The following is a 25951-nucleotide window of genomic DNA, read 5'->3' as shown; positions in this document are numbered from 1 at the left end:
TGCCGCGGGGGGCCAGCCCCCCGCACCCCCCGGGATATTTGTGGACGGAAAATGGACGCGATCAGCGCAGCGCGCCAAAGGCCCCCGGCCCGCGCAGCTTGGCGTGGCGGTTGACGTCCTTGTAGAGCAGATAGCGGAAGGGGCCGGGGCCTGCGGCATAGCAGGCCTGCGGGCAATAGGCGCGCAGCCACATGAAGTCGCCTGCCTCCACCTCGACCCAGTCCTTGTTCAGCTTGTAGACGGCCTTGCCTTCGAGGACGTAGAGACCGTGTTCCATCACGTGGGTTTCCTCGAACGGGATCACGCCGCCGGGCTGGAAGGTCACGATGTTCACATGGGCGTCGTGGCGCAGGTCGGTCGGGTCGGCAAAGCGGGTGGTGGCCCAGCGTCCCTGCGTGTCGGGCATGGCGATGGGGGCAAGGTCGCGTTCGTTGATGATGATGGGGTCCGGCGCAGGCACGCCCGGCGCGGGTTCATAGACCTTGCGCAGCCAATGGAAGCGCGCGGGTTCGGCGCCCTCGGCCAGCAGGGTCCATGGCGTGCCGGCGGGGATGTAGAAGTAGCTGCCCGCCTCGGCCTCGGTCCCGACGCCGCCCACGGTGACGGTGGCCAGACCGCCGGTGAAGAACAGCCAGTGTTCCACGCCCGCGTCCGGATCGGGCGTGTCCGACCCGCCGCCGGGGGCGACCTCCATCACATATTGCGAGAAGGTTTCGGAAAAGCCCGTCATGGGCCGCGCGATCAGCCAGAGGCGCGTCTTGTCCCAGCTGGGCAGGTAGCTGGTGACAATGTCCGAGAATACGCCCTTGGGGATGAAGGCATAGGCGTCGGTGAACACCGCGCGGCCGGTCATCAGGCTGGTTTGCGGGGGCAGACCGCCCGGGGGTGCGTAATAGCCGGTCATGGCAGGATATCCTTCAGGCGCAGTTCCGCGATGCGTTCGACCTGTCCGCAGGCGGTGGCGAATTCGGTGTCGGTGTCGTTGCCGATGCGGGTTTCGAAGGCGGCAAGGATGGACGCCTTGGTGTTGTCGCGCACGGCGATGATGAAGGGGAAGCCGTGCTTTTCCACATAGGCCGTGTTGAGCCGCTGGAAGGTCGCGCGTTCCTCGTCCGTCAGGGCATCCAGCGCCGCGCTGGCCTGTTCGGCAGTGGATTCGGGCGTCAGGCGTTTCGCGGCGGCAAGCTTGCCCGCAAGGTCGGGATGGGCGCGCAGCACGCCCAGCCTTTCGTCGCGGCTGGCCGTCCGCAGCACGCGGTGCAGGGCATTGGCCAGACCCGTCGCGCTGTCATGCGCGGGGCCGAGTTCCAGCGCCCATGCCCGTTCCGCAACCCAGGGCGAATGTTCCACGATCCCGCCGAAGCGTTCGACGAAACGGTCCTTCGTCATGCGCGACGGACGTTCGATCCTTTTGTGCGGATGCGTCGCCGCCCAGTGCCGCGCGATGTCGATGCGGCGGGGGAACCAGACGCCCTCATGCCCGCGCGCATAGTCGAGAAAGCGTTTCAGCCCCGCGATCTTGCCCGGCCGCCCGATCAGGCGGCAATGCAGCCCGATCGAGAACATCTTGGCGCGGCCCTGCTGGCCTTCGGCATAGAGCGTGTCGAAGCTGTCTTTCAGATAGGTGAAGAACTGCTCGCCCTCGATATAGCCCGGCGCGGTGGCAAAGCGCATGTCGTTGGCTTCGAGCGTGTAGGGGATCACCAACTGGTCGCGGTCGCCCGCCTCCATCCAGTAGGGCAGGTCGTCGTCATAGGTGTCGGAAATCCAGTCCAGCCGCGCGGTTTCCGCGGTCAGGCGGACCGTGTTCATCGAACAGCGCCCCGTATACCAGCCGCGCGGGGGTTCACCGACCACCTCTTCGTGCAGGCGTAAGGATTCCGCGATCTGGCGGCGCTCTTCCTCCTCTGGCATGTCGCGGTGGTCGACCCATTTCAGACCGTGCGAGGCGATCTCCCACCCTGCGGCCTTCATCGCGGCGACCTGTTCGGGGTTGCGCGCAAGGGCCGAGGTCACGCCGTAGATGGTGACGGGAATATCCATCTGCGTGAACAGCCGGTGCAGACGCCAGAAGCCCGCCCGCGCGCCGTAGTCATAGATGGATTCCATATTCCAGTGCCGCATCCCCGGCCATGGCGCGGCACCGGCGATGTCGGACAGGAAGGCTTCGGACTGCCCGTCGCCATGCAGGATGTTGTTCTCGCCGCCCTCTTCATAGTTCAGCACCAGCGAGACGGCGATCTTTGCCCCCCCCGGCCATTTCGCATCTGGCGGATTGGGGCCGTGGCCCCGGAAGTCGCGCGGGTAACGGTTCACTGCATCTGTCCCTGAATTGGCGGTCTTTGGGCAAAGCTTAGGCGGGATTTCCGAAAGGCATTATCAAAAAATGCCGATAAGACCTTTCCGGTTGCGGGGCGGTCGCCGGAACGGGCGGAAAGCGGTTAGGATGGGCGTGACAACAGGCAGGAGGCGCAAGATGGCCGGACGGTTGACGACGCATGTTCTGGATACGGCGCGGGGCAAGCCCGCGGCGGGGGTGCGGATCGCGCTTTACCGTGTCAGCGGAGGCGCGCATCACAAGATCGCCGAGACGGTGACCAATGCCGATGGCCGCACAGACGCGCCCATGCTGACGGGCGAGGGGTTCACGACCGGCACCTATGAACTGGTCTTTTCGGCGGGCGATTATCTGCGCGCGACGGGGCAGGCGGGCGAGGGTGTGCTGTTTCTGGACGAGATCCCGATCCGCTTTGGCGTGCCGGATGCGGGGCAGCATTACCATGTGCCGCTGCTGATCTCGCCCTTTGCCTATTCGACCTATCGCGGGTCCTGAGCCAGCGGGTCCAGACAGTCGATCCCGAAGCCGTCATAGGCGGCGGGGTCCAGCGTCGCCAGTTGCGCGCCGTTTGCCCGCGCGATGGCGGCGTTCTGCGCCGCAACCATCGGCAGCGCGCGCCCCGTGCGGGCGGATCGCGCAAGGATCGCGGCCAGATCGCGCGCGGCGGCGCTGTCGAAGGACAGGACGCGGCCTGCGAAATCCTCGCCCACCATGGCGTCGATCTGGGCGATGGTGCGCTGGCGCAGCCCGTCCGGCAGGCGCGCGGCGGCGGCAAGAAGTTCCGCCTCGGTCACGGTGGAGATGTAGAGCGTTCCCGCAGGGTTGCGCGCGAACCACTCCAGCAGGCGCGGATCGGGCGTCGGGTCCATCAGGGCCGAGAGGACGGGGGTGTCGAGGACGATCACGTCACGCGCCCCGCTGCATCGGCGGCAGGGTCACGCCCAGCGCGGCGAAGCGGGCGGCGATGGCGGTGCCCAGATCGGCGCGGGGATCGGCGGCCCCGACGGAACGGCGCAGGATGTCGCGGGCCTCTTCCTCCATCGAATGCCCGCGCGAGGCGGCGCGCAGTTTCAGCCGCGCTTTCACGTCCTCTTCCAGATTGCGGATGATGATGCTGGCCATGATCCGGTCCCCCTTGGCTGTGGCGCAAAAGGGGTTACGGCTGCGATCAGTGATATCTTAGGGCAGCGGGTGGTGGCGGCGTTGCAGCGCGCCCGCGCCGGTGGCGATGCGCAGAAGGCGGCGGCGGTCGCCGGTCAGGGCCGCGTCGACAAGGCCCGCCAGCAGGCCGCGCGATTTCAGATGCGCGGTCAGGTCGGAATGGGCGATGGCGGGGAAGAGCAGGTGGTCGGTGCCGCGGGCGGGCGCAAAGCCCGCCGCCTGCGCGGCATCGTCGGCCAGAGCGTGGCAGAGGATGGTCCAGCCCTGCGGCGCGGGCAGGGGCAGGGGCGGCAGGCCGCGGGTCAGGTGGTGCCAGCGCGGATCGGTCAGGTCGGATTGCGGGCCGAAGGCCAGCGTGGCCGTGGCCGCCGCGACGGGGGCCGCGCGCAGGGCCATCACCGCCCCCATGGACGACCCGACGCAGAGGATGCGCGCGGCAGGTCCGGCGTCCGCCAGCCCCGCGCGCAGGGCGGGCAGGAAGCCCGCCTCCGTGCCCCAGCTTCGCCCGCGATCCATCACGAAGACCGCCCGCCGCCCGCCTGCGGTGGCAGATGCCACGAATTCCGGCGACGGCATCCGCGCCGGATCGTGCCCGATGCTGGAAAAGGCGATGACCAGATCGTCGCCCGTACCTGCGGCACGGTCGACCTGCCATTGGCCCTCGGCATGGACGGTCAGCAGCGCGGGCATCAGATCAGGTCGCCCAGACCTTCCATCCGCGCGGCCATGTCGGCCTTGATGCGGGCGATGATGTAATCGGTGAAGAGCCGCACCTTGGGGTCCTTCAGCCTGCGGTGCTGCGACAGGACCGAAAGCTGAGTGGGCAGCGGCGGCGTGGCGGTGGCGACGGGAACCAGAAGGCCCGCCTTCAGATGTTCGGCCACCTCGAAGATCGGTTTCATCACGATCCCCCGCCCGTCCAGCGCCCAGCCCGTCAGCACGTCGCCATCATCGGATTCGAAGGGCCCCATGATCTCGAACCGGCGGGGGCCGTCGGGGGTGGACAGGGTCCACTGGAATTCCTTGGCCCCCGGAAAGCGCAGGTTCAGACAGTCATGCCGGTCACTGACAAGCGCCGCGCCATCGGCGGGCATCCCGCGCCGTTCGACATAGGCTGGCGCGGCGCAGAGCACGCGCGGGCAATCGGCCACCAGCCGCACCTTCAGCGTGGAATCCTCGAGCAGCCCGAGGTGGAAGGCGATGTCCAGCCCCTCGCCCGTCACGTCGATCACGCGGTCGGACAGGCGCAGGCGGACGTCGATCTGCGGAAACTGGTCCTTGAAGGCGGGTACATGGGGCGCGATGAACCGCCGCCCGATGCCAAGCGGGGCCGCGACAAAGATCGTCCCGCGCGGGTTCTGCGTCACGTCCATCACCGCCGCCTCGGCTTCGTCGATCGCCTCCAGCACGCGGCGCGCGCCGTCATAGAAGATGCGGCCGTTCTCGGTCGGTTGAAGGCTGCGTGTGGTGCGGTTGAACAGCCGCACGCCCAGATGCTTTTCCAGCTCGGAAATGCGGGCCGAGGCGACGGCGGGTGAACAGCGCTGGTCACGGGCGGCCGCACTCATGCTGCCCAGTTCATAGACCCGCACGAACATGCGGATGTTGTTCACATAGGACATCGGCACGCGCCCATTTTAAGCCACCCGTTGAAAGCGGTGGCGCATTTACAAGAAATGCCAGAAGGACGCCCGAAAAGAAAGGGGCGCGAGGGGCGCCCCTTCCTGTGTCCGGTCACGGACAGATTTCGACCCCGTCCTCGTCGAAATAGCACTCACCACCACCCTCGCCGCCCCCGTCATAGGCCGGTTCGTCGTAGACGGGTTCCTCGGCGGCGGGTTCCTCATAGGCAGGCTCTTCATAGGCCTCGTCGGTGCCGCTGCTGTCGTAGCTTTCCTCTCCTGCCGAAGGCTCGTCATAGGAGCCTTCCTCATAGCCTTCCTCGACAGCCGGCTCTTCGTAGGACTCTTCCCCGGTGGCGTCGTCGGCCACCGGCTCGTCATAGGACTCTTCCTGATAGCCTTCCTCGCCGGACAGGTCGCCATCGGTCGTGTCGTCATAGCCCGCCTCGCCCGCGACGTCCGCGTCATCGGTGGCCGTGTCGTCATAGGCGGGGTCATCATAGGCAGTCCCGTCCGATGCCCCGTCCCCCTCCTCTCCGGTGCCGTAATCACCTGCGGCTGCCTCCTCGACCAAGCAGTCCGGCGCGTCGGGGGTTTCGCTGCAATCCGTGGCCCCCGCCACCTCGCCGGTGCAATAGGGGTCGTCGGGGAAGGCGCTGCAGTAATCGCCGCCGACATCCTCTTCCCCCGTCTCGGCAAAGCTTTGCGGGTCAAAGCTGTCGGCATCGGGATAGCCGATCTCCTCGACCCCGCAGCCATAGCCCGTCACGTCGCCGCAATAGATGTCTTCCTCGACCGAGACCCAATCCTCGCGGATCTCGACCGACGTGATCTCGGTATAGTCGTAATAGAAGTAACTCTCGCTGCTCGACACCGTGCTGATGAAGATGTCGGTGACGATGACCTCTTCGACATAGGTGTAGGAATAGGTGTAGATCTCCTCGATCTCGTACCAATAGGGGCGGAACCACGTCACATAGTCGAAGTATTCGCCGCGATAGCCCCGCCAGCGCGGTGCCTCGCGCACGGGTAGGGTCGTGCTGTAATCGTCGGGTTCCAGCCAGACGATGGTCCGCTTGGGTTTTCCCTTTCGCAGCCCTTCCATGTAGAAATAGTCGCCATCGTCCGACAGATTGTACCGCACCAGCGAGTCCAGATCGACCGGACGGCGGATCTGCTTGCCCGCGATCGACGTGATGACCTCGCCGGGGTCCATGCCGTAAAGATCTGCAATCCCGCCCGGCTGGACCGAGGCGATGACGACCCCGCTGGCAGATTTGGGCAGGTTGAAGGCCTGCACCACCGATGTCGTGACCGGCAGCAGGACGGCATCAAGCGCGTTGGAGACATAGGGTGAAGGCGAGGCGGCCCTTTTCTGCGCCTCTGCCCCTGACGGGCCGAACAGGGCCGGAACCAGCACAAACAGGGCGGCAACCAGCCCCGACACACGACCTTTTACCTTCATGGCACTCCCAAACCACATACTCGCCCCCGCTGGACCTTAGGTCCGCCCACGCGACCTGCCAAGGGCCTTTGCGTCATGTCCCCGGGGCACGATCCCTGCTCCGGCGGCTTGCCATTATTTGCCGTGGTTTGAAAGTGATTGGTTATTTGAAGGATTAACAGGCGAATGCATGGCGGTATAGCCTTTGGCAAACGAGAGGGGAGCCGCGCCGATGGAAGGCATCTATGACTGGGCCGTGCTGTGGGAATGGGTCGAGATTGCCGCCCGCTGGACGCATGTGATCACCGCCATCGCGTGGATCGGATCGTCCTTCTACTTCATCGCGCTGGACCTTGGCCTGCGAAAGGCGCCCGGAATGCCCGAAAAGGCACATGGCGAGGAATGGCAGGTCCATGGCGGCGGCTTTTACCATATCCAGAAATATCTGGTGGCCCCCGACCGCCTGCCCGAGCATCTGACCTGGTTCAAATGGGAAAGCTATGCCACGTGGCTGTCGGGTTTCGCCATGCTGGTTCTGGTCTATTACCTCGGGTCCGACCTGTACCTGATCGACCCGACCGTGATGGAGTTGCAGACATGGCAGGCGGTGGCGATCTCGCTGGCCTCGCTGGCCTTCGGATGGCTGGCTTACAACACGCTTTGCAAGGTTTTCGTGAATGCCAACCAGACGGGGCTCATGGTGGCGCTGTTCGTCGTGCTGGTGGCGATGGCCTGGGGCTATACGCAGGTCTTCTCGGGCCGCGCGGCGCTGATCCATCTGGGGGCCTTCACGGCGACGATCATGTCGGCCAACGTCTTCATGGTCATCATTCCCAACCAGAAAATCGTGGTGGCCGACCTCAAGGCGGGGCGCACGCCGGACCCGAAATACGGCAAGATCGCCAAGCAGCGCAGCACGCATAACAACTACCTCACGCTGCCCGTGCTGTTCCTGATGCTGTCGAACCACTATCCGCTGGTCTTTGCCACGCAGTACAACTGGCTGATCGCGTCGCTGGTCTTTCTGATGGGCGTCACCATCCGCCATTGGTTCAACACCCAGCACGCCCGCAAGGGCAGCCCGCATTGGACATGGGGCGTGACGGCGGTGCTGTTCCTTGTCATCGCATGGCTGTCGACGGCCAACATGCGGACCGTCGATGCGGGGCAAGAGGGGGCCTCGCTGTCGGGTGCGGCGCTGACCTATGCCTCGGCCACCGGCTTTGACGAGGTGGTCTCCATAGTGCAGGGCCGCTGTTCCATGTGCCACGCCGCAGAACCCGTCTGGGAAGGGATGTATTGGGCGCCCAAGGGGGTGGTCCTCGAAACCCCCGCCCAGATCGCGCACGAGGCGCGGCGCATCTATCTGCAGGCGGGCATCAGCCATGCCATGCCGCCCGGCAACCTCAGCTACATCGAACCCGCCGAACGCGCCGCCATCGTGGACTGGTTCCGCGCCGCAGAGCGGGGCGGGGTTGAGGGGTGACCCCGCATCTCGGGTTTTGCGAAAGGGCGCACCCCTCCGGGATGCGCCTTTTTTGTCAGAGATCAGAGTTCGGCCGGATTTTCGGTAGCAGATTGCCGGGGTGTCTCAACCCCCGTCGCCACGAAATCAATCGACGTCGAACACGATCCGCGGTGTCAAATCTGCTGGCGTCTTGCCAGCAACCCAGATCTCGCCATCACCCCAGAAAATCAAGGTGCCGTCGCTGGAGGTTTCGAAGTACAGATCATCTATCGTCAAGTCCGGATTGTCGATGACGATCCAGTCACTCCTCTGGTCGAAGTCGGTCACTTCCCCATAGGCGTAGCCAAACTCTGAGCGCGTAAAGACAAAGGTATCGCGGCCCGCGCCGCCTTCCATCAAGCCGTCGCCGCTCAGATACAGGGTGTCGTCGCCGTCCCCGCCATAAAGCTCGTTCCACCAGCCGCCGTTGGAGTCGATGGTGTCGTTTCCGTCGCCACCATAGATCGTGTCGTCGCCATCGTCGCCGCCGACCAGCGCGTCGTCTCCGCCCATCCCGAACAGCAGGTTGTTTCGAATCTCCTCGGAAAGATTCGAAAAGCCCACAATGGACTCGCTCTCTTCGCTGCCTTCGACGGCAATCTGGACGTTCAGATCACCCATCTGCACAAGGCTGCCCACGCCGGTCACGGTCAGCGATGCGAAACTGTCGCCCACCACCGTGTTCCCGCCCACGATCCGGACGGCCGAGTCGAGGATGTCGGGGTCAAAGTCCACCCCCACGACGACGCGCAGGGTGTCGATGTTGGGCGCGAAGTCCGTGATGGTCTTTGCCCCTTCGCGGCGGATGTCCCAGACGAACAGGTCCGATCCGCTTCCGCCGGTCATGGTGTCGTTGCCGTTGCCGGCAACAAGCGTGTCGCCTCCGGCCCCGCCCACAAGGCTGTCATTGCCGTCGCCGCCGTCAAGGAAATCCCAGCCGTTGCCGCCTGACAGCGTGTCATTGCCGATCCCGCCGTAAAGCTCGTCATGGCCGTCATTGCCCGACAGGCTGTCATTTCCGGCCAGTCCGTAGAGGGCGTCATAGCCCGCGGTACCGTTGATCGTATCATTGGCCAGATCGCTGCCCAGACGCTCGGTGTTGCCGACGGGGGTGATCGCCGCAAGGATGGCGTTGATGACCGATTCCGGCGAGGTCACGCTGATCGTCGGGAAGTGGAGCTCTATGCCGCTGCCGCCAATCGTGACGACCAGATAGGAGTCATCGAAGCTGTCGATGGTCAGCCCGCCTCTCCATCCGGCAATCGCCGCCGTCAGGGGGGCGCCGGTCAGGCCGTCCTGCGTTGCCGTGAAGTCATAGTCGATGACGCGGATCGCATCGCCGCCTGCAGGGTTGAAGTCGGCGAAGATCACCTTGCTGTTGGTGGCACCGGTATTCTCGATCACCGTCAGGTCTGCTGCGTCACCGCCTTCGATATAGACCTCGCCATCGATTGCCGGCCACAGGAAGAAGCTGTCGGTCCCGCCGCCCCCGAAGGCCGCATCGCCGCGCGCGCCAAAGTAGAAGCTGTCGGCCCCGTCACCGCCAAAGGCGACGTCGGTCCCGTTCCACATGAACAGCTCGTCATCCCCCGCGCCGCCGATCAGCGTGTCGTCGCCGCTTCCGTCATAGATCATGTCGTTGTCGGCACCGCCATCCAGCCGGTCGTTGCCGCCACCGCCACGCAGATTGTCGGCACCCGCATCGCCCGTGATGCTGTCGTCACCGCCGTTGCCGTTCAGGAAATCCGCGCCATCCCCGCCTGCGATGGTATCCTCGCCGCCGCCTGCGCCAAAGACCGTGTCATTGCCCGCACCGCCGTTCATGACGTTGTGGCCGTCCCAGTCGCTCAGAAGGTCATGGCCCGCGCCGCCGTCATAGACGTCGTCGCCCTTGTCGCCGAAGAGTTCATCCTCGCCGTCGCCGCCGAACAGGCTGTCGTCGCCACGGCCACCTTCAAGGATGTCGTTCCCTGCATCGCCATAAAGCGTGTCCTGCCCGTCATCGGCCCAGAATGAATCGTTGCCGATGCCGCCATAGGCAAGGTCGTTGCCATAGACGCCCTCGATCGTGTCATCCCCGTCCCCGCCGAAGAGCGTGTCGGCACCGGCGGCCCAGATAAGGTCGTCTTCAAACTGGCCTGCGTTCGGATACCAGTCGCCCTTCAGGAAATCATTGCCTGTCCCGCCATAAAGCACGTCACGCCCGCCGCCGCCGACCAGCGAGTCATGCCCGTCGCCGCCTTCCAGCGTGTCCTGCCCGCGATGCAGGCTCTCGGGCCCACTGTCGCCATAGAGCGAGTCGTTCCCCGCCTCGCCCTTGAGCATGTCGGCACCATCGCCGCCCACAAGCTCGTCATCGCCGGTCCCGCCCAGCAGGCTGTCGAAACCGGCCCCGCCTTCCAGCGTGTCGTTTCCGGCCTCGCCCTCCAGCGTGTCGTTGCCGCCGTGGCCCAGGATATAGTCATTCCCGTTTCCGCCGCGCAGCAGGTCGTCATCCCGTTCGATGGCGCCCGAAAGTTCGGCGTTCGGTGACGGTCCGCCAAAGATCAGGTCATCGCCATCGCCGCCCTGGATCGTGTCATTGCCCGTCCAGCCGTCCAGCGTGTCATTGCCCGCCCCGCCCGAGATCGAGTCGCGCCCCTCATCGCCGAAAATCTCGTCCAGACCATCGTCGCCCGACAGGGTATCGTTGCCCGTGCCGCCGCCCAGCGTGTCGTCTCCGGTGCCGCCGGTCACGCTGTCATTGCCGTCACCCCCGGCAAGCGAGTCATCTCCGGCCCCGCCGAAGATGGTGTCGTTGCCCGAATTGCCCCGCAGGCTGTCATGCCCCGCGCCGCCGTCAATGCTGTCATTGCCCGTTCCGCCACGGATGGTGTCATCGCCAAAGCCACCGAACAACTGGTCATTGCCATTGCCGCCTTCGATCGTGTCATCGCCGAAATCGCCCCGCAGGGTGTCGTTGCCGTCCCCGCCATAGATCGTGTCGTCACCCATGGTTCCGGCATAGGTGTCGTTGCCCGTGCCAAGGGTCGGCTGCGCGCCCGCAAGGGCGATCTTCAGGTTCGACCGCACCTGTCCTGTCGACAACGGTGCCAGCGGATCAATGACGCCATTGTTCCAGTCAAATCCGATCAGCGTGGCGATGGTTTGCTCCCCGATCTTGATGATCGTATTTCCACCACTCTCGGTGACGCTCAGCACCGCGTAATCGCCCGCCTCGATCACCAGAATATCATCCGCGGCCGAGTAATTGCGGATCACCGTATCGGTCGTGCCGGACTGGATGAAGATGATATCCCGCCCCGCGCCGCCATCCAGAACGCTGCCATAGGCCGCGACCAACGTATCGGCACCATCGCCGCCTTCGAGGGTGCTGTTGCCATTGGCATAAAGCAGGTCGTCGCCGCCTTCGCCGAACAGCTTGTTGCCGGAATCCATCCAGCCCGCATAGATCGTGTCATTCCCCAAGCCGCCGCGCAGTTCGTAGTGGCCCGAACCATTGAAAGACGGGTCAAAGCCGAAGATTTCATCCGCGCCATCGCCGCCATAGGCAAAGACGGTATCCTGCCCGTTCCCGCTACCGGCAAAGATCGTGTCATTCCCCGCATTGCCGAAGGACTGGTCTTTCCCGCCATCGGCAAAGATCAGGTCATTCCCGCCGCCGCCGCGGATCACGTCATCGCCGCCCCCGCCGAAGATCGTGTCATTGCCGACCCCTGCACCGTTCAGGTCGTCGCCGTCGATCACGTCATTGCCGCCATGGCCGATGATCAGATCGTCGCCGCCATTCCCCAGAAGTTCGTCATTCCCGTCCTCACCGGTCTCGTTCAGCCGCAGCAAATTCGCAAAAAGCGCATCCAAGGACAGGCTGCCAGACCCGAGTTCGACAAGATCGCCATGAAGCACGTCATTGCCCGCGCCGCCCAGCAGCTTGTCCTGACCGGACCCGCCGACCAGAATATCCGAGTTGTCACCGCCCAGCAGGCTGTCATTGCCTGCGTCGCCGAACAGCGCGTCATCGCCCGCGCCGCCGTCGAGCGTGTCGTTCATCTCGTCACTGACAAGCTGCACATCCGGGCTGGAAAGATCGCGGTCGCCGAACAGGATATCCGAACCGGCCCCCCCGATCAGGCTGTCCCGCTGCGTTCCGCCGATCAGCCTGTCGTTGCCGTCCCCGCCCAGCAGCGTGTCGTTGTCCGCGCCACCGTCCAGCCGATCGTTGCCCGCCTCGCCCTGCAATGAATCATGGCCCGCCCCGCCCGAGATATCGTCATGACCGGCCCCGCCGCGGATGGACACATCGTTGCCGTCTCCGGCCTCTATGACGTCATTTCCCGTCCCGCCGTCGATGACATCGGCAAGACTGCCGCCGGTGATCGTGTCGTCGCCATCCCCGCCCAGAAGCGTATCCCGCCCGTCCAAGGAGGGATTGAGGAAGTCAGCGCCATTTATCCAGTCATTGCCCGTCCCGCCGTCAATGCTGTCACTGCCGCTGCCGCCATGGATTTCGTCATTCCCAGCCCCGCCGAACATCGTGTCGTTGGCATTGCCCCCGGCAAGGGTGGAATTGGAGGTATCACCGAGCCCTCCAGTCAGGACATCATCGCCATCGCCGCCTTCGATGAAATCATTGCCGTTCCCGCCATAAATGTAGTCATTCGCAGCGCCACCGAACAGTCGGTCTGCCCCGTCGTCTCCAGAAAGCGAATCCATCCCGACCCCGCCGGTCAGCGAGTCGGCTCCCTCGCCGCCGTCGATGTAATCGTTCCCCTCTCCGCCGATGACGGTGTCGTTTCCGCCATCTGCATAGACGATGTCGCTGCCGTCGCCCGCGTCGATGGAATCCGCGCTGCCCCCGACCGAGTCGTCGCCGTAGATCAAATCATTGCCAAAGCCGCCAAAGACCGTGTCGCTGCCCGACCCTGCATCCAGCAGGTCGTCGCCCAATCCGCCTGCAAGCGTGTCATTCCCATCGCCGGCATAGATCGAGTCATTGCCGCCTTCGCCCGAAAGCGAGTCGCCACCAGCGCCACCGTACAGCACGTCATCGCCTGCCCCCGCAACAAGCGTATCATTGCCGTTGCCTCCATAGAGGTCGTCGTCGCCGTCGCCGCCCTGCAACTGGTCGCTGCCAGCATTGCCATAGAGCGTATCCGCGCCATCCCCGCCAAACAGGCTGTCCGCGCCGCCGCCACCGATGATCAGGTCCGCGCCACCCCCGCCGATAAGCGAATCCGCGCCATGCAGCGTGTCAGTCTCTCCGAAACTGTCGTCGAATTCGGACCCCGCCGCGACATCGCCACGCAGCGTGTCATTCCCCGCCCCGCCATCCAGCGTATCCGCCCCGGCCCCTCCCGTCAGGACATCATTGCCAGCGCCGCCGAAAAGCCTGTCAGTCCCGTCATCGCCAGACAGGGTGTCATCCCCCAGTCCCGCCGAGAGCGAGGTCGGGCCGCCGTAAAGCGTGTCGCTTCCCGCCAAACCGGCGATCACGTCGTTGTTGTCCGTCCCGAAAATCAGGTCCGCGCCGGTCGTCGCCATAGCCAATCTCCCGCTGTTGCAAGAGCGGCCAGATGGACCTGTCGCGCGGTCGGAATGACGCGCATCGGATCACTCGTGACACAACGGGTCTGCAAGACCGCTCACCATCAAAACACAAGAAAGGAACAGCACCGCGCCCATCACGCCGATCCTGTCCAAACAAAGCCCCAACCGAAAGGATAGCACGCCATGCACTTTTGCATAGGGGAAACATGCAGGCAGCAGAACTGCCGGACGGACCCGCTCAGCCGCGCGTGAATTGCCAGCGGGTGTGCTGGCGGTAATCCTGCCCTGGCCCGAGGTCGATGGAGGGAAAGCCCCCGTGGTTCGGCGCGTCGGGCCAACCCTGCGCCTCGATCGCCAGCCCCTCATGCGCGCCGCGTCCGGGACGCAGGGCGTTTCGGGCATCATAGATCTGGATGCCCGCTTCGGTCGTCGCCACCGACAGGCCGATGCCCGACTGTCCGGTCAGGCGCAGCACCTCGCGCAGGTCCGTATGGCCATCGGACAGACAGAAGCAATTGTCCAAGGCCGGTGCCCCGGGTTCGACACGGCGGGACTTGCGGAAATCCATCCCCTCCGCCTCGACCGGCCGCACCTCGCCGGTGGGGGTGAAGTCCGGCGTCGTGGGCAGGTAGCGGTCGGCCGCGATCCACAGGCGGTGGCCTGCATAGGTCGGCGTGCCGTCAAGGTTCCAGTAGCTGTGATTGGCAAAGTTCACGGGCGTCGTGCGGTCGGTCGTGACATGGACATGCAGATGCAGGCTCGCCCCGTCCACGCGCCATGTCGCCGCCACGCGGCGGTTGCCCGGAAAACCGCCCTCGCCATCGGGCAGGTCCAGTTCCAGCCGGACGGTGTCCTCGGTCGCCTCGGCCAGCCGCCAGACCTTCAGATGCGTGCCCGCGCTGCCCGAGTGAAGGCAGTGCTGCCCGTCCTGATTTGCCTCGAACCGCAACTCCTGCCCCGCGACCCGCGCCCGCGCACCGCTCAGCCGGTTGACAACCGGCCCGATGAGCGAACCGTGATAGCGCATCGCGCCCTCATAATCGGCCAGCCTGTCGGACCCCAGCGTCAGGCTGCGCGCATCCCCCTCCAGCCAGACGCCTTGCAGCACCGCACCCCATGTCAGGACCGATACGGTCAGCCCGTCACGGCCCAGCGTCACGCGCTGGACCGCCTCGCCCTTCGCGGTCATGCCAAAGGGTGCCACCCCGAGCTGTTGCTGTGCCATGCCCTCTCCCCACCGTTGCCCAAGTGGTGGCGAAGCCTGCGGCGGGGGTCAAGCGGTTTGGGCCGGTCCGGTCAGCCCGCCGTGGCGCAACCGGCCAGCGCGGCGGCCAGCGCGCGCATCATCCCCTCCCATGCGGCGGGGCCGGGCTCCTGCAGCGACCCGTTCGGGTCAAGCGCCGCCCCGATGCGGGTTCCGGGCGTTTCGGCAAGGGTCTGGATCAGGCCATCGTCATGCTGCGCCTCGGGGAAAAGACAGACCGCCCCGCCGGCCGCCATGCCGTCGCGCAGGCTTGCCAGACGCGCGGCCCCAGGTGCCGTGGCATCTCCCAGCGCGACCGAGCCGAAGATGTCCAGACCGTAATGCGCGGCGAAGTATCCGTAGGCGTCGTGATAGACGACGAGCGGCCTGCCCTTCACCGCAGCCAGCGTGGCGGCCAGTTCCGCATCGACCGCATCCACCCGCAGGGCGGCGGCGGCGGCATTCGCGGCATAGGTCGCGGCATTGCCGGGGTCGATCCGGCCCAGTTCGGCTGCGATCGCCTGCAGCCAGACCTTGGCATTGTGCGGGTCGAGCCATGCATGGGGATCGGTGCCCTCATGGGCGTGACCTTCCTCTGCGCCATGCCCGTCATGCGTGTCCTCGCCATGGGCGGCGTCGGCCTGTCCCGCGTCCTCGTGCCCGCCATGACCTTGCTCGTCGTGGCCGTGGTCCTCGTGCCCGTGCTCTTCGTGTGCGTCGTCCTCCGCTCCGTGCCGGTGCGCGCCATCCGCGCTGAAGGCGCGTGTCTCGGTCCCCTCGGCCGCCAGCAGCGACAGTTGCGCCGCCCCGCTGCCCACGCCGTCCAGCGCGCGTGCCAGCCAGGGCGTAAGCTCCGGCCCGATCCAGACCACCAGATCCGCCGCCTCCAGCCCCGCCGCCTGTGACGGGCGCAGCTGGAAGTCATGCTCGTTCGCGCCACGCTCCAGCAGAAGTTCGGGCGTCCCAAGATCGCCCATCACCTGCGCCACGAGGGAATGTACGGGGTGGATATCCGTCACCACGCGCGGCACCTCGGCCCATGCGGGCAGGGCGGCGACAAGGCTGGTGGCGGCAAAGGATATGATATAACGCATCATCTGGCCTTTCTGGACAACCTGTCGGGCCTATGTATGTTATACTATAACATGTCAAGAGGCGCCCATGCCCCACGCCCATCATTCCGACGCCTGTCCGGGCTGTGCCGCGGCACCGCAGGCCGCCTTTGCGCGGCATGATCACAGCCACTGCTCCGGCGACGTCCTTGCCCGGGCCGAGGCTCTGGCCGCCGAGCAGGGCGTGAAGCTGACCCCCGTGCGCCGCCGCGTGCTGGAAATCCTGCTGGAGGAGCACCGCGCGCTGGGCGCCTATGACGTGCTGCAACGGCTGGCGGGCGAAGGTTTCGGCAACCAGCCCCCCGTCGCCTATCGCGCGCTGGATTTCCTTGTGGAAAACGGTCTTGCCCACCGCATCCGGCGCCTGAACGCCTTTGCCGCCTGCATGCACCCCGGCGAGGCGCACGCCCCCGCCTTCCTCATCTGCCGCGCCTGCAACCATGTGGCCGAGGCCCCCGCCGCCCCGGTCCGCGAGGCGCTGGACCATGCCGCCGCCGCGCTGGGCTTTGCCATCGAACGTTCCAACATCGAGGCGCTGGGTCTGTGCCCCGCTTGCCGGGGGGCGGGCGCATGACGGATGACGCGCTGATCCGTGCCGATCACCTGACGGTCACGCTCGACGCCCATCCGGTACTGAGCGACGTCACCCTTGCCATCCGCCCGGGCGAGATCGTGACGATCCTCGGCCCCAACGGCTCGGGCAAATCGACCCTTTTGCGCGCGCTTCTGGGCATCCTGCCCGCAACGCGGGGTCGTGTGACGCGCCGCGCGGGGCTGGGGATCGGCTATGTGCCGCAGCGCCTTGCCATCGACCGCACCCTGCCGATGACCGTCCGCCGCTTCCTGTCGCTGCCCGCCCGCGTGGCGGATGCGGCGGCGGCGGCGGCGCTGGCCCGCGTCGGCCTGCCAGACGTGGCGCAGCGCCAGATGGCGGACCTGTCCGGCGGGCAGTTCCAGCGCGTGCTGCTGGCCCGCGCCCTGCTGTCGCAACCGCAGCTTCTGGTGCTGGACGAGCCGACGCAGGGGCTGGACCAGCCCGGCGAGGCCGCCTTCTACCGCCTGATCGAGGAGGTCCGGCGCGAGACCGGCGTGGCGGTGCTGATGGTCAGCCACGACCTGCATGTCGTCATGGCGGCCTCGGACCGTGTGATCTGCCTGAACGGGCATATCTGCTGCGAAGGCACGCCCCGCGTGGTGTCGACCGCGCCGGAATACCGCGCGCTGTTCGGGCTGGGCACGCAAGGCGCGCTGGCGCTTTACCAGCATGTCCACGACCACAGCCATGATGCGGGCGGGCAGGGCCATGCCCACCCCCGCCACGCGCATGACCATGACCACGCCGACAGCCACGGGCACCACCATGCTTGACGATTTCCTTGTGCGCGCCGCCCTTGCAGGGCTGGGCCTGTCACTGGCGACGGGACCGCTGGGGTCTTTCGTCGTCTGGCGGCGCATGGCCTATTTCGGGGATGCCACATCCCACGCGGCAATCCTCGGCGTTGCGCTGGCGCTGGCGACGGGGCTGCCTGTGGTGGCTGGAACGCTTGTCATCGCGCTGGCAATGGCGGTGACGGTGGCCACGCTTGCCGCGCGCGGCTGGGCGATGGACACCACGCTGGGCGTTCTGGCCCATTCCGCGCTGGCTTTCGGTCTGGTCGCCGTCTCTTTCGTGCCGGGGGCGCGGACGGACCTGTCGGCATGGCTGTTCGGAGACATCCTTGCCGTGTCGCGCGCCGATCTGGGCTTCATCTGGGGGGGGGCGGTGCTCGTCCTCGGGCTGCTTGCGTGGCGCTGGCAGGCGCTGCTTACCTCGACCCTGAACGAAGACCTTGCCCATGCCTCGGGCCTGAACCCCGCGCGGGAACGGCTGGTGCTGACGCTGGCGCTGGCCGTCGTCGTGGCCGTGGCGATCAAGGTCGTGGGCGCCCTCCTCATCGCGGCCCTGCTCATCATCCCCGCCGCCGCCGCACGCGGCCTGTCGCGCACGCCGGAAAGCATGGCACTTCTGGCGACGCTCTTCGGCGCGGCCAGCGCCCTTGCGGGGCTGCAACTGTCGCTGTGGGAAGATACGCCCGCCGGCCCCTCGATCATCGCCGCCGCCGCGATCCTGTTCGCGCTGTCCGCCATTTTCGGTCGGATGCGGCGGTCCTGACGCAGGCCGGGCAATATTGCCCAGCCTCCGGCCAAGCCCCCCGCGGCGAAGTCGCCCATTTTACAGGGATGTCGCTTTTGTCTGCCAAGGGTCGGGTTGTCTTGCCCGTCCGCCGCGCATTCGGGCAGATAGGGACAAAACAGCTTCCGCGGAGTCGCCCCCATGAAAACCCATGTCAAAGCCCTCGTCGTCGGCGGCGGTGCCGTCGGCAACGGCATCGCCTATCACCTCGCCAAGGCGGGATGGGATACGATGCTGGTGGAACGCGATGAACTCACCGCAGGCTCCACCTGGCACGCCGCGGGCCTGCTGCCGCTGTTCAACATGTCCTACGCGACGACCCACATCCACAAATACTCGGTCGATTTCTACAAGGGGCTGGAGGCCGAGACGGGCCTGAACCCCGGCTTCTACGTGGTGGGCAACCTGCGCATGGCGCAGCGGCAGGAGCGCATGGATGAATACATGCTGTATTCGTCGGTGGCCGAAACCGCAGGCGTCTACCACGAATTCCTGTCGCCCAAGGAAATCAAGGACCGCTGGCCGCTGGTCCGCACCGAAGACCTCGTCGGCGCGCTCTATCACCCGCAGGACGGCTACATTAACCCCGCCGACGTGACGCAGGCCATGGCCAAGGGCGCGCGGCAACTGGGTGCCACCATCGAACGCAAGATCCAGGTGAACGGCTACCGCTGGACGGGGTCGGAATGGATCGTGTCGGTGACGCGGATGGAGGACAAGGGCGGCAACCTGCTCCCCACGGAAGAAACCTACGACATCCACGCCGAACATGTCGTCACCGCCACGGGCAACCACGCCCAGCGCACGGCGCGGCTTCTGGGCATCAAGATTCCCGCGATCCCGGTCGAACACCAGTACATCGTCACCGAACCGGACCCCGCGCTGGTCGAATGGCGCAAGACCAACCCGCAGCACCCCGTCCTGCGCGACGCCGACGCCAAGTGGTACGTGCGCGAAGAACGCGGCGGCTGGATCCTCGGCCCTTACGAACGCAACGCCCCGGCCCGCTTCCTCTATGACGTGCCGGAGTCGTTCCGCGCCGACCTCTTCCCGCTCGATCTCGAACGGATCGAGGCGGAATACATGTCCATGATCCACCGCATCCCGTCGTCGGAAACCGTGGGCCTCAAGGACGATTACAACGGCCCGATCTGCTATACCCCCGACGGCAACCCGCTGGTCGGCCCCGTCCCCGGCCTGCGCAACATGTGGATCGCGGAAGGCTTCTCCTTCGGCATCACCGCCGCGGGCGGCACGGGCTATTACCTTGCCCAGATGATGACGCAAGGCGAAGCCGAAATCGACATGGCCTCCCTCGACCCCAAGCGTTACGGCAACTGGATGACGACCGAATACGCCGCGCGCAAGAACGAGGAATGCTACGAACACGTCTTCATCCTGCACCACCCGGACGAGGAACGCGAAGCCTGCCGCCCCCTGCGCACCGCCCCGGCCTATGACCGGCAAAAGGAAATGGGCGCGCAGTTCGGTCAGGTGAACGGCTGGGAACGCCCCAACTACTACGGCCCCAAGGACGCCCCCGCGTCCTTCGACCATGACGGCCGCAGCTTCCGCCGCGGCACGTGGTGGCCCTATGCCGAGGCCGAGGCGCAGGCCGTCCGCAACACCGTGGGCATCATCGACGCCTCCGCCTTCACCAAGCACCTCGTGCGTGGCCCCGGCGCGACCGCCTTCCTCGACCATTTCACCTGCAACAAGCTGCCGAATGTGGGCCGGATCAATCTGACCTACGCCCTGACCGACCACGGCACGACCCGCACCGAATACACCATCGTGCGGCTGAAAGAGAACGAGTACTACCTCATCTCCGCTGGGGCATGGACGGCCTATGACGCCGACTTCCTGATCAAGGCGGCCGAGGACTGGATGGCGCAGGGTGGCGGCTATATCGACATCCACGACATCACCACGCAATGGGGCGTCTTCGCCCTTGCCGGTCCGAATGCCCGCGCCCTGCTGAAGGACATCGTCAAGGACGCCAACCCCGACACCGTGCTGGGCAACAAGCGCTTCCCGTGGCTCTCCTACCGCGACATCGAACTGGGCATGTGCCCCGTCCGCGCCGTCCGCGTGGCCTATACGGGCGAGCTTGGCTGGGAACTGCACTACCCCATCGAATTCGGCCGCTACCTGTGGGACCTGATCTGGTCCGTGGGCGAAAAGCACGGGCTGAAGGGCGTGGGCGCCCGCGCGCAGAACTGGCTGCGGCAGGAAAAATCCTATCGCGCCTTCGGCAACGAACTGGGCCGCGACGCGACCCCGCTCGAGGCTGCGCTGGACCGCTTCGTCGACCTGTCCAAGGACTTCCGCGGCAAGGCCAAGATGCTGGAAACCGGCATCCGGTCGAAATGCGTCACGCTGCTGATCGACGGCCCGTCGGACGCCGATCCGTGGGGCAAGGAAGCGCTCCTCCTGAACGGCGAAAAGGTCGGTCGTCTGACGTCCGGCGGCTGGTCCGTGGCCTTCGGCAAGCAGATCGGCATGGGCTATGTCCGCCCCGATCTGGCCGAGGTGGGCACGAAGCTGAAGGTCAAGATGCTGCGTCAGGAATGGGACGCGGTCGTGACCGAGGACAGCCCCTTCGACCCGTCCAACGCCCGCATCCGCATCGACGGCTGAGAGCGGCGAGCTTTACGGGGGCCGGTGGCACATGCTGCCGGCCCTTTTTTCATGCCTGCATTCAACAACGCGGATTTTCGGCCGTTTCTCCTTGCCGAAGGGGGATCTGCTGATCCCGCAACGCGAATGACAGGACGTAACGATGACTCAAGCGGTGACCGATTCCTCCCTCCCTCATGAAGAACTCGCGACCTTTTCCGCCCGTTTCAATCCGATGGCGGTGCTGGACCATCTGTCCAACCCCGTGATGGTGGCCGACACCGACATGGTCGTCCGCTTCGTGAACGAGGCCGCCTATCGCATGTTCGAGGCGATCGAGGAGGAGATCCGCCGCGACCTGCCGCATTTCACCGCGCGCGAGGTGGTGGGCAAATCCATCGACCTGTTCCACAAGAATCCCGCCTACCAGCGCCGCCTGATGGCCGACCTTGCCAAACCGCATGACGGCAAATTCACCGTGGGCGGCCGCCGTCTGGCCTTCCGCGCGATCCCGCATCACGACGCGACCGGCCGCACGGTGGGTCTTTTCGTCGAATGGCAGGACCTCACCGCGCTCGAGGAGAACACGCAGCAGATCGACCGCCTGATGGCCGAGCTGTCGCGCATGTCCGCCGCGCACAAGGCGGGCAAGATCCACGACTACATGGATGAAACCCTGTTCAACCCGATCTTCGGCGACCTTGTCGCGCGGGTGAACCAGATGGTCCGCGATCACATCTCGACCAAGCGCAAGATCATCACCTGCGCCGAGGCCTTCGCGCGCGGCGACTTCGACCATCCGCTCGAACGCTTCACCGGCGACCGCGTCTTCATCAACGAGGCGATGGACAGCATCCGCGACACCTTCCGCCGCACGATCGGAGAGATCGAGGCGATGTCGATCGACATCGTCGAGGGCCGCCTGGACCGCGACATCCGCCCCGACACCTTCCCCGGGGAATTCCGCCAGATCGCCGACGCCTTCGGGCGCGCCTATGAGGGACTGAACGCCACCTTCCACGAGATCGGCGAACAGGTGACGCAGGTCACGGCGACCATCGAACAGATCGCCTCCAGCGCGCAGATGCTGGCCGACAATGCACAGGTGGCCAGCACCTCGGTCGACGAGATTTCCGCCTCGGCCGAAGAGACCGACGCGCAGGTCCGCGCCAATGCCAGCTCGGCCAAACTGGCCAGCCACCGCGCCTCTTCCGCCTCGAACGCCACGACCGAGGGGCGCGAAAAGGTCATCGGTATGGTGCAGGCGATGGAGGCGATCCGCACCTCGTCGGACGACATCGCCAAGATCATCAAGGTCATCGACGAGATCGCCTTCCAGACCAACCTTCTGGCCCTGAACGCCGCGGTCGAGGCCGCGCGCGCAGGCCAGTATGGCCGTGGCTTCGCCGTCGTGGCGCAAGAGGTGCGCAACCTTGCCGGACGCTCGGCCCGTGCCGCGCGCGAAAGCGGCGACCTGATCGAGGATGCGGCGCAGCGTGTGGCGTCCGGCGTGTCGATCGCCGACGACACCCGCCGCGCCTTCGACCGCATCGCCCATGACATCGCCGAGGTGGAAACCCTCGTCTCCTCCATCGCCTCCTCGGGCGACGAACAGGCCCGCGCCGTTGCGCAGATCACCACCTCCATCGGCGAGGTGGCGAATTCCGCCACCGCGACCAGCGGTCAGGCAGAACAGCTCGCCGCAGGTGCCGCCGAATTGCAATCCTCGTCCGAGGCGATGCGCGCCGCCATCGCCCGCTTCCGCCTGCGCGCCCCCGCCCGCATGGCCGACGGCACGCTGGACCTGTCCGGCATGCCCGCCGAGCTCATGCAGCAGATCAGCGCGATGCTCGCCGGCGCAGGCATCGATGCGGCCAAGGTGGCGCGGCGGGCCTAGTCAGCCCGCATGTGCCGCCAGCCAGCGCGCCCAATCCTCGCGGCTGCCGTCGAAGACGTTGATATCCACCTCTCCGGCGATGCCGGGGATCAGGCCGGTCGAGGTGTATTGCCAGAAGGTCCAGTGCCGCCCGCCATAGACCTCGTCCGGATGGGCGGCGACCGAGCGCAGCCAGAACGGGTAGTTGCCGACCTTCCACATCTGGTTCTCGCGGTAGAAATCCACCGTGGAATAGATGATCGGCCGCTTGCCGTAATGCGCCTCGACGATGTCGAGGAATATCCGCGCCTCGGAGCGGATCACATCGGGCGCGCGGCGGATGGTGCAGGTGGGCGAGAAGGGCGTCCATTCCATGTCCAGCACCGGCGGCAGGCTGCCCGCCACGCGCGGCACGGTGCGGATGTAGAAGGCGGCCTGTTCCGCCGCGGGGCGGCAGTGGTAGAAGAAATGATAGGCTCCGCGCGGCACGCCCGCCCGTCCCGCGCCGCGCCAGTGGTCGCGGAACATCGGGTCGACCAGATCGCCGCCCTCTGTCGCCTTGATGAAGGCGAAGCTCACGCCGTTCGCCCGCGCCTGCCGCCAGTCCACATCCGTCTGGAACCGCGCAAGGTCGATGCCGTGGACGGGGTGGTCCTCCGGTCCGTTGCGACCAAAGCTCGCGGGGTCGGCATCCCCGAAATTCGGGCGGTTCACGGGCGGCGCAGGGATCGCGCCCGTATCCATCGGGGCGGGCGCGCGCCCGCCGCAGGCGGCAAGCATCAGGGCGAAGAGGAACGGGACGAGGCGCAGCATGATGGGCCGATGCTGGCCCATCCGCCGTTCCCTGTCACGCCCCTTTGCGCGGGTGCGCGCGCTATTCCGCCGCCACCGCAGGCGCCGCCAGCTCGTCCCAGCAGGCCAGCGCATGGGCCGCATACATCAGCGCGGGCCCGCCGCCCATCTGGATCGACATGGACAGGACATCGCCCAGCTCCTCGCGCGTGGCGCCGGATTTCATCAGCGCCTCGACATGGAAATTGATGCAAGGCTCGCAGCGCTGGCTGATGGCGATGGCCAGCGCCACATATTCCTTTTCCTTGAAGGACAGCGGCCCGTTTTCCTTCACCGCCTTTGACAGCGTGGCGAAGCCCGCCGCCGCCTCGGGGATCAGCTTGTTCATCGCGCGGATCTCGCCGCGCATATCCGCGATCTTCGCCTTGTAACCCATCGGTAAGCCCTTCTTCTGACGGGCCACCGATAGGGCAGGGCACAGATGCCCCGCCTTGATCTGGGTCAAAACGAATTCATAAAAAGGAATATGTTATCCGAACCGCGCGGGGTCCAGCGCGGCAACCAGCCCGTCCGACAGGTCCGTCGCCCGCCCGCCGATCAGGTCGGCGGCCAGAAGGCTTGCCGCGGGGCAGGTCTGGAACCCGTATCCCCCCTGACCCGCCAGCCAGAAGAAATCCGCCTCGCGCGCGTCGCGCCCGATCACCAGCACGCGGTCCGGCGCGAATGTCCGCAGGCCCGCCCAGTTGGAAATCAGCCGCGTCACGGGTTCCGTCACCATCTCTTCGTACCGCGCCAGCCCTTCGGCCAGCACCATGTCATCGGCCCATGCGTCATGCGGTTCCTGCGGGTGCTCTTCCGCCGGCGACACGATCAGCGCGCCCGCATCGGGCTTGGCATACCACGCCTCGCCCGCGCCAAAGATCATGGGCCAGCGGCTGATATCCAGACCGCCCGGCGCCGGTATCCGCGCCATGGACCGCCGGTTGGGGGTAAAGCCCAGCGGACGCACCCCCGCCATCACCGCCACCTGATCCACCCAGGCCCCCGCCGCATTGACCAGAACGCGGCCCGTGAACTCCCCCGCCGCCGACTGCACGACCCAGCCTTCGCCGCCCCGCGCGATGGCCGTCACCCGCGCGCCCGTGACGATCTGCGCCCCGCGCCCCTTCGCCTCGCGCGCAAAACCCTGCAACAGAAGGTCCGTGTCGATGTCCCAGGCATGATCCGCCACGGCGGCAAAGGCCACCACATCCGGGTTCAGCACCGGCACCACCGCCCGCGCTTCGTCGACCGACACGACCTCCAGCTGGAAATCCCGCACCTCGGCGTCGAATTCGGCGCGCTGGTCGGCCTTTGCCACGCTCATCAACCCGCGCGGGGACAGGATGTTTTCCGTCGCGCGGAAATGCGCCTCTGACGCCAGCGACAATTCCACCACCGCAGGCGCGCCATAGCGCGGCTCATACAGCGCCGCCGACCGGCCCGAGGCATGGTGCGCCAGCGCCCCCTCCGCCTCCAGCACGGTGACAGAGCCAAGTTCCGACAGCCGCGCCGCCGCCGAGATGCCGCCGATGCCGCCGCCGATCACCAGAAAATCGCTCATGCTTCCTCGATCCTGTCCGTCGCGGGCGGCGGCGCGGGATAGAGCGCCGAAAGGCGCGCCCGCAGCTCCGCATCCATCGCGAAATCCCTGGCCGCCAGCGACGGGCGCAACTGCGCCGCGTCCCGTGCCGATATCAGCGGTATCACGGGCGCGATGGGGCAGGACATGACCCATGCGACGGCCAGCGTCGCAGGATCGACACCGATCTCCTCCGCGATCCGTGCCAGTCCATCTGCCGCCGCATGCATCGCGGGCGGGGCATAGCGCGCGGCATAGCGCGTATCCTCCACCAGTCGCCCGCCCTGACCGGCGGCATATTTCCCGGTCAGCAACCCTCCGCCCAGCGGCGAATAGGCCTGCACCTCGATCCCCTGATCGGCGCACATGGGCAGGATCTCCACCTCGACCTGTCGCTTCACCAGATTGTACATCGGCTGGATCACGTCGATCCGGCTGCCAAAGCGCGCGGCCACCGCCTGCACCTTCATCACTTGCCAGGCCGCGAAATTCGACACGCCGATCCGCGCGATGCGGCCCTGATGCTGCCATTCCACAAACAGGCCGATCCATTCCTCCAGCGAGGTCGCAGGATCGAAGCGGTGCAGATACAGCAGATCGACCCCCTCGACCCCCAGCCGCCGCAGGCTCGTCTCGAACTGCGCGGTCAGGTTGGCCCGCCCCGCGCCGCCGTCATAGCCCACCTTGGTGGCGATCCGCACCGCATCGTCGCCCCGCGCGAACTGCCCCAGCAGCCGCTCGGACGCGCCATCGGTATAGCCATGCGCCGTGTCGAACTGCACGATCCCCGCCGCCCGCGCCGCGTCATACATCGCGCGCGACGCGGCCGCATCGGCGCGCCCGCCGAACTGCATGCAGCCGAAGGCAAGGGAAGGGTTCGTCATCATGGGCGCGAC

The 25951-nt window shown here is 66.3% G+C and carries 21 protein-coding genes; 7 read left to right on the top strand and 14 right to left on the bottom strand.

Annotation, left to right across the window (positions count from 1 at the left end; all coding sequences use genetic code 11):
• Positions 1-61: 61 nt before the first annotated feature.
• Together GU927_RS09825 and puuE are read right to left on the bottom strand one after the other, a co-directional pair.
• Positions 62-904: a bifunctional allantoicase/(S)-ureidoglycine aminohydrolase gene (locus GU927_RS09825; protein ID WP_161762266.1), complete on the bottom strand. Its 843-nt coding sequence runs from the start codon at positions 902-904 to the stop codon at positions 62-64.
• Complete coding sequence (puuE, locus tag GU927_RS09820) at positions 901-2316, bottom strand: allantoinase PuuE (RefSeq protein WP_161762265.1); 1416 nt, start codon at positions 2314-2316, stop codon at positions 901-903. The genes GU927_RS09825 and puuE overlap by 4 nt, the downstream gene beginning before the upstream one ends.
• A 160-nt stretch (positions 2317-2476) precedes the next feature.
• On the opposite strand from puuE, the gene uraH reads away from it, so the two are divergent.
• Positions 2477-2833: a hydroxyisourate hydrolase gene (gene uraH, locus GU927_RS09815; protein WP_161762264.1), complete on the top strand. Its 357-nt coding sequence runs from the start codon at positions 2477-2479 to the stop codon at positions 2831-2833.
• Here the strand turns inward: uraH and GU927_RS09810 are convergent.
• The 5 genes from GU927_RS09810 to GU927_RS09790 form a co-directional block, all read right to left on the bottom strand.
• Positions 2818-3243: a PIN domain-containing protein gene (locus GU927_RS09810; RefSeq protein WP_161762263.1), complete on the bottom strand. Its 426-nt coding sequence runs from the start codon at positions 3241-3243 to the stop codon at positions 2818-2820. The genes uraH and GU927_RS09810 overlap by 16 nt on opposite strands.
• Position 3244: 1 nt before the next feature.
• Positions 3245-3460, bottom strand: coding sequence for a FitA-like ribbon-helix-helix domain-containing protein (locus GU927_RS09805; RefSeq protein WP_161762262.1), 216 nt, complete (start codon positions 3458-3460; stop codon positions 3245-3247).
• 57 nt (positions 3461-3517) lie between these two features.
• Positions 3518-4189 (bottom strand): hypothetical protein, encoded by a 672-nt coding sequence (locus tag GU927_RS09800; RefSeq protein ID WP_161762261.1) that lies wholly within the window; start codon positions 4187-4189, stop codon positions 3518-3520.
• Positions 4189-5121 (bottom strand): LysR family transcriptional regulator, encoded by a 933-nt coding sequence (locus GU927_RS09795; RefSeq protein ID WP_161762260.1) that lies wholly within the window; start codon positions 5119-5121, stop codon positions 4189-4191. Before GU927_RS09795 ends, GU927_RS09800 begins: the two co-directional genes overlap by 1 nt.
• A 112-nt stretch (positions 5122-5233) precedes the next feature.
• Positions 5234-6586, bottom strand: coding sequence for a PDZ domain-containing protein (locus GU927_RS09790; RefSeq protein ID WP_161762259.1), 1353 nt, complete (start codon positions 6584-6586; stop codon positions 5234-5236).
• Positions 6587-6806: 220 nt separating this feature from the next.
• Between GU927_RS09790 and GU927_RS09785 the strand changes: the two genes are divergently transcribed.
• Positions 6807-8051, top strand: coding sequence for a urate hydroxylase PuuD (locus GU927_RS09785; protein WP_161762430.1), 1245 nt, complete (start codon positions 6807-6809; stop codon positions 8049-8051).
• A 126-nt stretch (positions 8052-8177) separates the two neighbouring features.
• Here GU927_RS09785 and GU927_RS09775 read toward each other — a convergent pair whose 3' ends face one another.
• The 3 genes from GU927_RS09775 to GU927_RS09760 all read right to left on the bottom strand — a co-directional run bounded on the left by GU927_RS09775 (position 8178) and on the right by GU927_RS09760 (position 15959).
• Positions 8178-13613 (bottom strand): calcium-binding protein, encoded by a 5436-nt coding sequence (locus GU927_RS09775; RefSeq protein ID WP_269770118.1) that lies wholly within the window; start codon positions 13611-13613, stop codon positions 8178-8180.
• A gap of 244 nt (positions 13614-13857) precedes the next feature.
• Positions 13858-14844 carry an aldose epimerase family protein gene (locus GU927_RS09765; protein WP_161762258.1) on the bottom strand — a complete coding sequence of 329 codons (987 nt, stop codon included), beginning with the start codon at positions 14842-14844 and terminating at the stop codon, positions 13858-13860.
• 71 nt (positions 14845-14915) lie between these two features.
• Positions 14916-15959 (bottom strand): zinc ABC transporter substrate-binding protein, encoded by a 1044-nt coding sequence (locus GU927_RS09760; RefSeq protein ID WP_332838501.1) that lies wholly within the window; start codon positions 15957-15959, stop codon positions 14916-14918.
• 64 nt (positions 15960-16023) lie between these two features.
• Here GU927_RS09760 and GU927_RS09755 point away from each other — a divergent pair, with 64 nt between their 5' ends.
• The 5 genes from GU927_RS09755 to GU927_RS09735 all read left to right on the top strand — a co-directional run bounded on the left by GU927_RS09755 (position 16024) and on the right by GU927_RS09735 (position 22663).
• The gene (locus tag GU927_RS09755) at positions 16024-16548 is read left to right on the top strand and encodes a Fur family transcriptional regulator (RefSeq protein WP_161762257.1); all 525 of its coding nucleotides are present in this window, start codon (positions 16024-16026) and stop codon (positions 16546-16548) included.
• The gene (locus GU927_RS09750) at positions 16545-17342 is read left to right on the top strand and encodes a metal ABC transporter ATP-binding protein (protein ID WP_161762256.1); all 798 of its coding nucleotides are present in this window, start codon (positions 16545-16547) and stop codon (positions 17340-17342) included. Before GU927_RS09755 ends, GU927_RS09750 begins: the two co-directional genes overlap by 4 nt.
• Positions 17335-18126: an iron chelate uptake ABC transporter family permease subunit gene (locus GU927_RS09745; RefSeq protein ID WP_161762427.1), complete on the top strand. Its 792-nt coding sequence runs from the start codon at positions 17335-17337 to the stop codon at positions 18124-18126. Before GU927_RS09750 ends, GU927_RS09745 begins: the two co-directional genes overlap by 8 nt.
• A 162-nt stretch (positions 18127-18288) precedes the next feature.
• Positions 18289-20787: a GcvT family protein gene (locus GU927_RS09740; protein ID WP_161762255.1), complete on the top strand. Its 2499-nt coding sequence runs from the start codon at positions 18289-18291 to the stop codon at positions 20785-20787.
• 142 nt (positions 20788-20929) lie between these two features.
• Positions 20930-22663: a methyl-accepting chemotaxis protein gene (locus GU927_RS09735; RefSeq protein ID WP_161762254.1), complete on the top strand. Its 1734-nt coding sequence runs from the start codon at positions 20930-20932 to the stop codon at positions 22661-22663.
• On the opposite strand, the gene GU927_RS09730 is transcribed toward GU927_RS09735, so the two are convergent.
• The 4 genes from GU927_RS09730 to GU927_RS09715 all read right to left on the bottom strand — a co-directional run bounded on the left by GU927_RS09730 (position 22664) and on the right by GU927_RS09715 (position 25942).
• Positions 22664-23476, bottom strand: coding sequence for a GH25 family lysozyme (locus GU927_RS09730; RefSeq protein WP_394357668.1), 813 nt, complete (start codon positions 23474-23476; stop codon positions 22664-22666).
• A 40-nt stretch (positions 23477-23516) separates the two neighbouring features.
• Positions 23517-23870, bottom strand: coding sequence for a carboxymuconolactone decarboxylase family protein (locus GU927_RS09725; RefSeq protein ID WP_161762253.1), 354 nt, complete (start codon positions 23868-23870; stop codon positions 23517-23519).
• Between the two features lie 93 nt (positions 23871-23963).
• Positions 23964-25037 carry an NAD(P)/FAD-dependent oxidoreductase gene (locus tag GU927_RS09720; protein ID WP_161762252.1) on the bottom strand — a complete coding sequence of 358 codons (1074 nt, stop codon included), beginning with the start codon at positions 25035-25037 and terminating at the stop codon, positions 23964-23966.
• Complete coding sequence (locus tag GU927_RS09715; RefSeq protein ID WP_161762251.1) at positions 25034-25942, bottom strand: aldo/keto reductase; 909 nt, start codon at positions 25940-25942, stop codon at positions 25034-25036. The genes GU927_RS09720 and GU927_RS09715 overlap by 4 nt, the downstream gene beginning before the upstream one ends.
• Between the last annotated feature and the right edge of the window lie 9 nt (positions 25943-25951).

This window comes from Paragemmobacter amnigenus, assembly GCF_009908265.2.
GTDB classification, from domain to species: Bacteria; Pseudomonadota; Alphaproteobacteria; order Rhodobacterales; family Rhodobacteraceae; genus Paragemmobacter; species Paragemmobacter amnigenus.
Note: the sequence above shows the minus strand (reverse complement) of the source record. Positions and strands in the feature narration are given on the sequence as shown.

Excerpts from the sequence above, each read along its gene's own strand:
- GU927_RS09825 (WP_161762266.1), bottom strand. The coding sequence starts at position 904 with ATGACCGGCTATTACGCACCCCCGGGCGGTCTGCCCCCGCAAACCAGC.
- uraH (WP_161762264.1), top strand. The coding sequence starts at position 2,477 with ATGGCCGGACGGTTGACGACGCATGTTCTGGATACGGCGCGGGGCAAG.
- GU927_RS09805 (WP_161762262.1), bottom strand. The coding sequence starts at position 3,460 with ATGGCCAGCATCATCATCCGCAATCTGGAAGAGGACGTGAAAGCGCGG.
- GU927_RS09800 (WP_161762261.1), bottom strand. The coding sequence starts at position 4,189 with ATGCCCGCGCTGCTGACCGTCCATGCCGAGGGCCAATGGCAGGTCGAC.
- GU927_RS09795 (WP_161762260.1), bottom strand. The coding sequence starts at position 5,121 with ATGTCCTATGTGAACAACATCCGCATGTTCGTGCGGGTCTATGAACTG.
- GU927_RS09790 (WP_161762259.1), bottom strand. The coding sequence starts at position 6,586 with ATGAAGGTAAAAGGTCGTGTGTCGGGGCTGGTTGCCGCCCTGTTTGTG.
- GU927_RS09775 (WP_269770118.1), bottom strand. The coding sequence starts at position 13,613 with ATGGCGACGACCGGCGCGGACCTGATTTTCGGGACGGACAACAACGAC.
- GU927_RS09765 (WP_161762258.1), bottom strand. The coding sequence starts at position 14,844 with ATGGCACAGCAACAGCTCGGGGTGGCACCCTTTGGCATGACCGCGAAG.
- GU927_RS09760 (WP_332838501.1), bottom strand. The coding sequence starts at position 15,959 with ATGATGCGTTATATCATATCCTTTGCCGCCACCAGCCTTGTCGCCGCC.
- GU927_RS09755 (WP_161762257.1), top strand. The coding sequence starts at position 16,024 with ATGCCCCACGCCCATCATTCCGACGCCTGTCCGGGCTGTGCCGCGGCA.
- GU927_RS09750 (WP_161762256.1), top strand. The coding sequence starts at position 16,545 with ATGACGGATGACGCGCTGATCCGTGCCGATCACCTGACGGTCACGCTC.
- GU927_RS09745 (WP_161762427.1), top strand. The coding sequence starts at position 17,335 with ATGCTTGACGATTTCCTTGTGCGCGCCGCCCTTGCAGGGCTGGGCCTG.
- GU927_RS09740 (WP_161762255.1), top strand. The coding sequence starts at position 18,289 with ATGAAAACCCATGTCAAAGCCCTCGTCGTCGGCGGCGGTGCCGTCGGC.
- GU927_RS09735 (WP_161762254.1), top strand. The coding sequence starts at position 20,930 with ATGACTCAAGCGGTGACCGATTCCTCCCTCCCTCATGAAGAACTCGCG.
- GU927_RS09730 (WP_394357668.1), bottom strand. The coding sequence starts at position 23,476 with ATGGGCCAGCATCGGCCCATCATGCTGCGCCTCGTCCCGTTCCTCTTC.
- GU927_RS09725 (WP_161762253.1), bottom strand. The coding sequence starts at position 23,870 with ATGGGTTACAAGGCGAAGATCGCGGATATGCGCGGCGAGATCCGCGCG.
- GU927_RS09720 (WP_161762252.1), bottom strand. The coding sequence starts at position 25,037 with ATGAGCGATTTTCTGGTGATCGGCGGCGGCATCGGCGGCATCTCGGCG.
- GU927_RS09715 (WP_161762251.1), bottom strand. The coding sequence starts at position 25,942 with ATGATGACGAACCCTTCCCTTGCCTTCGGCTGCATGCAGTTCGGCGGG.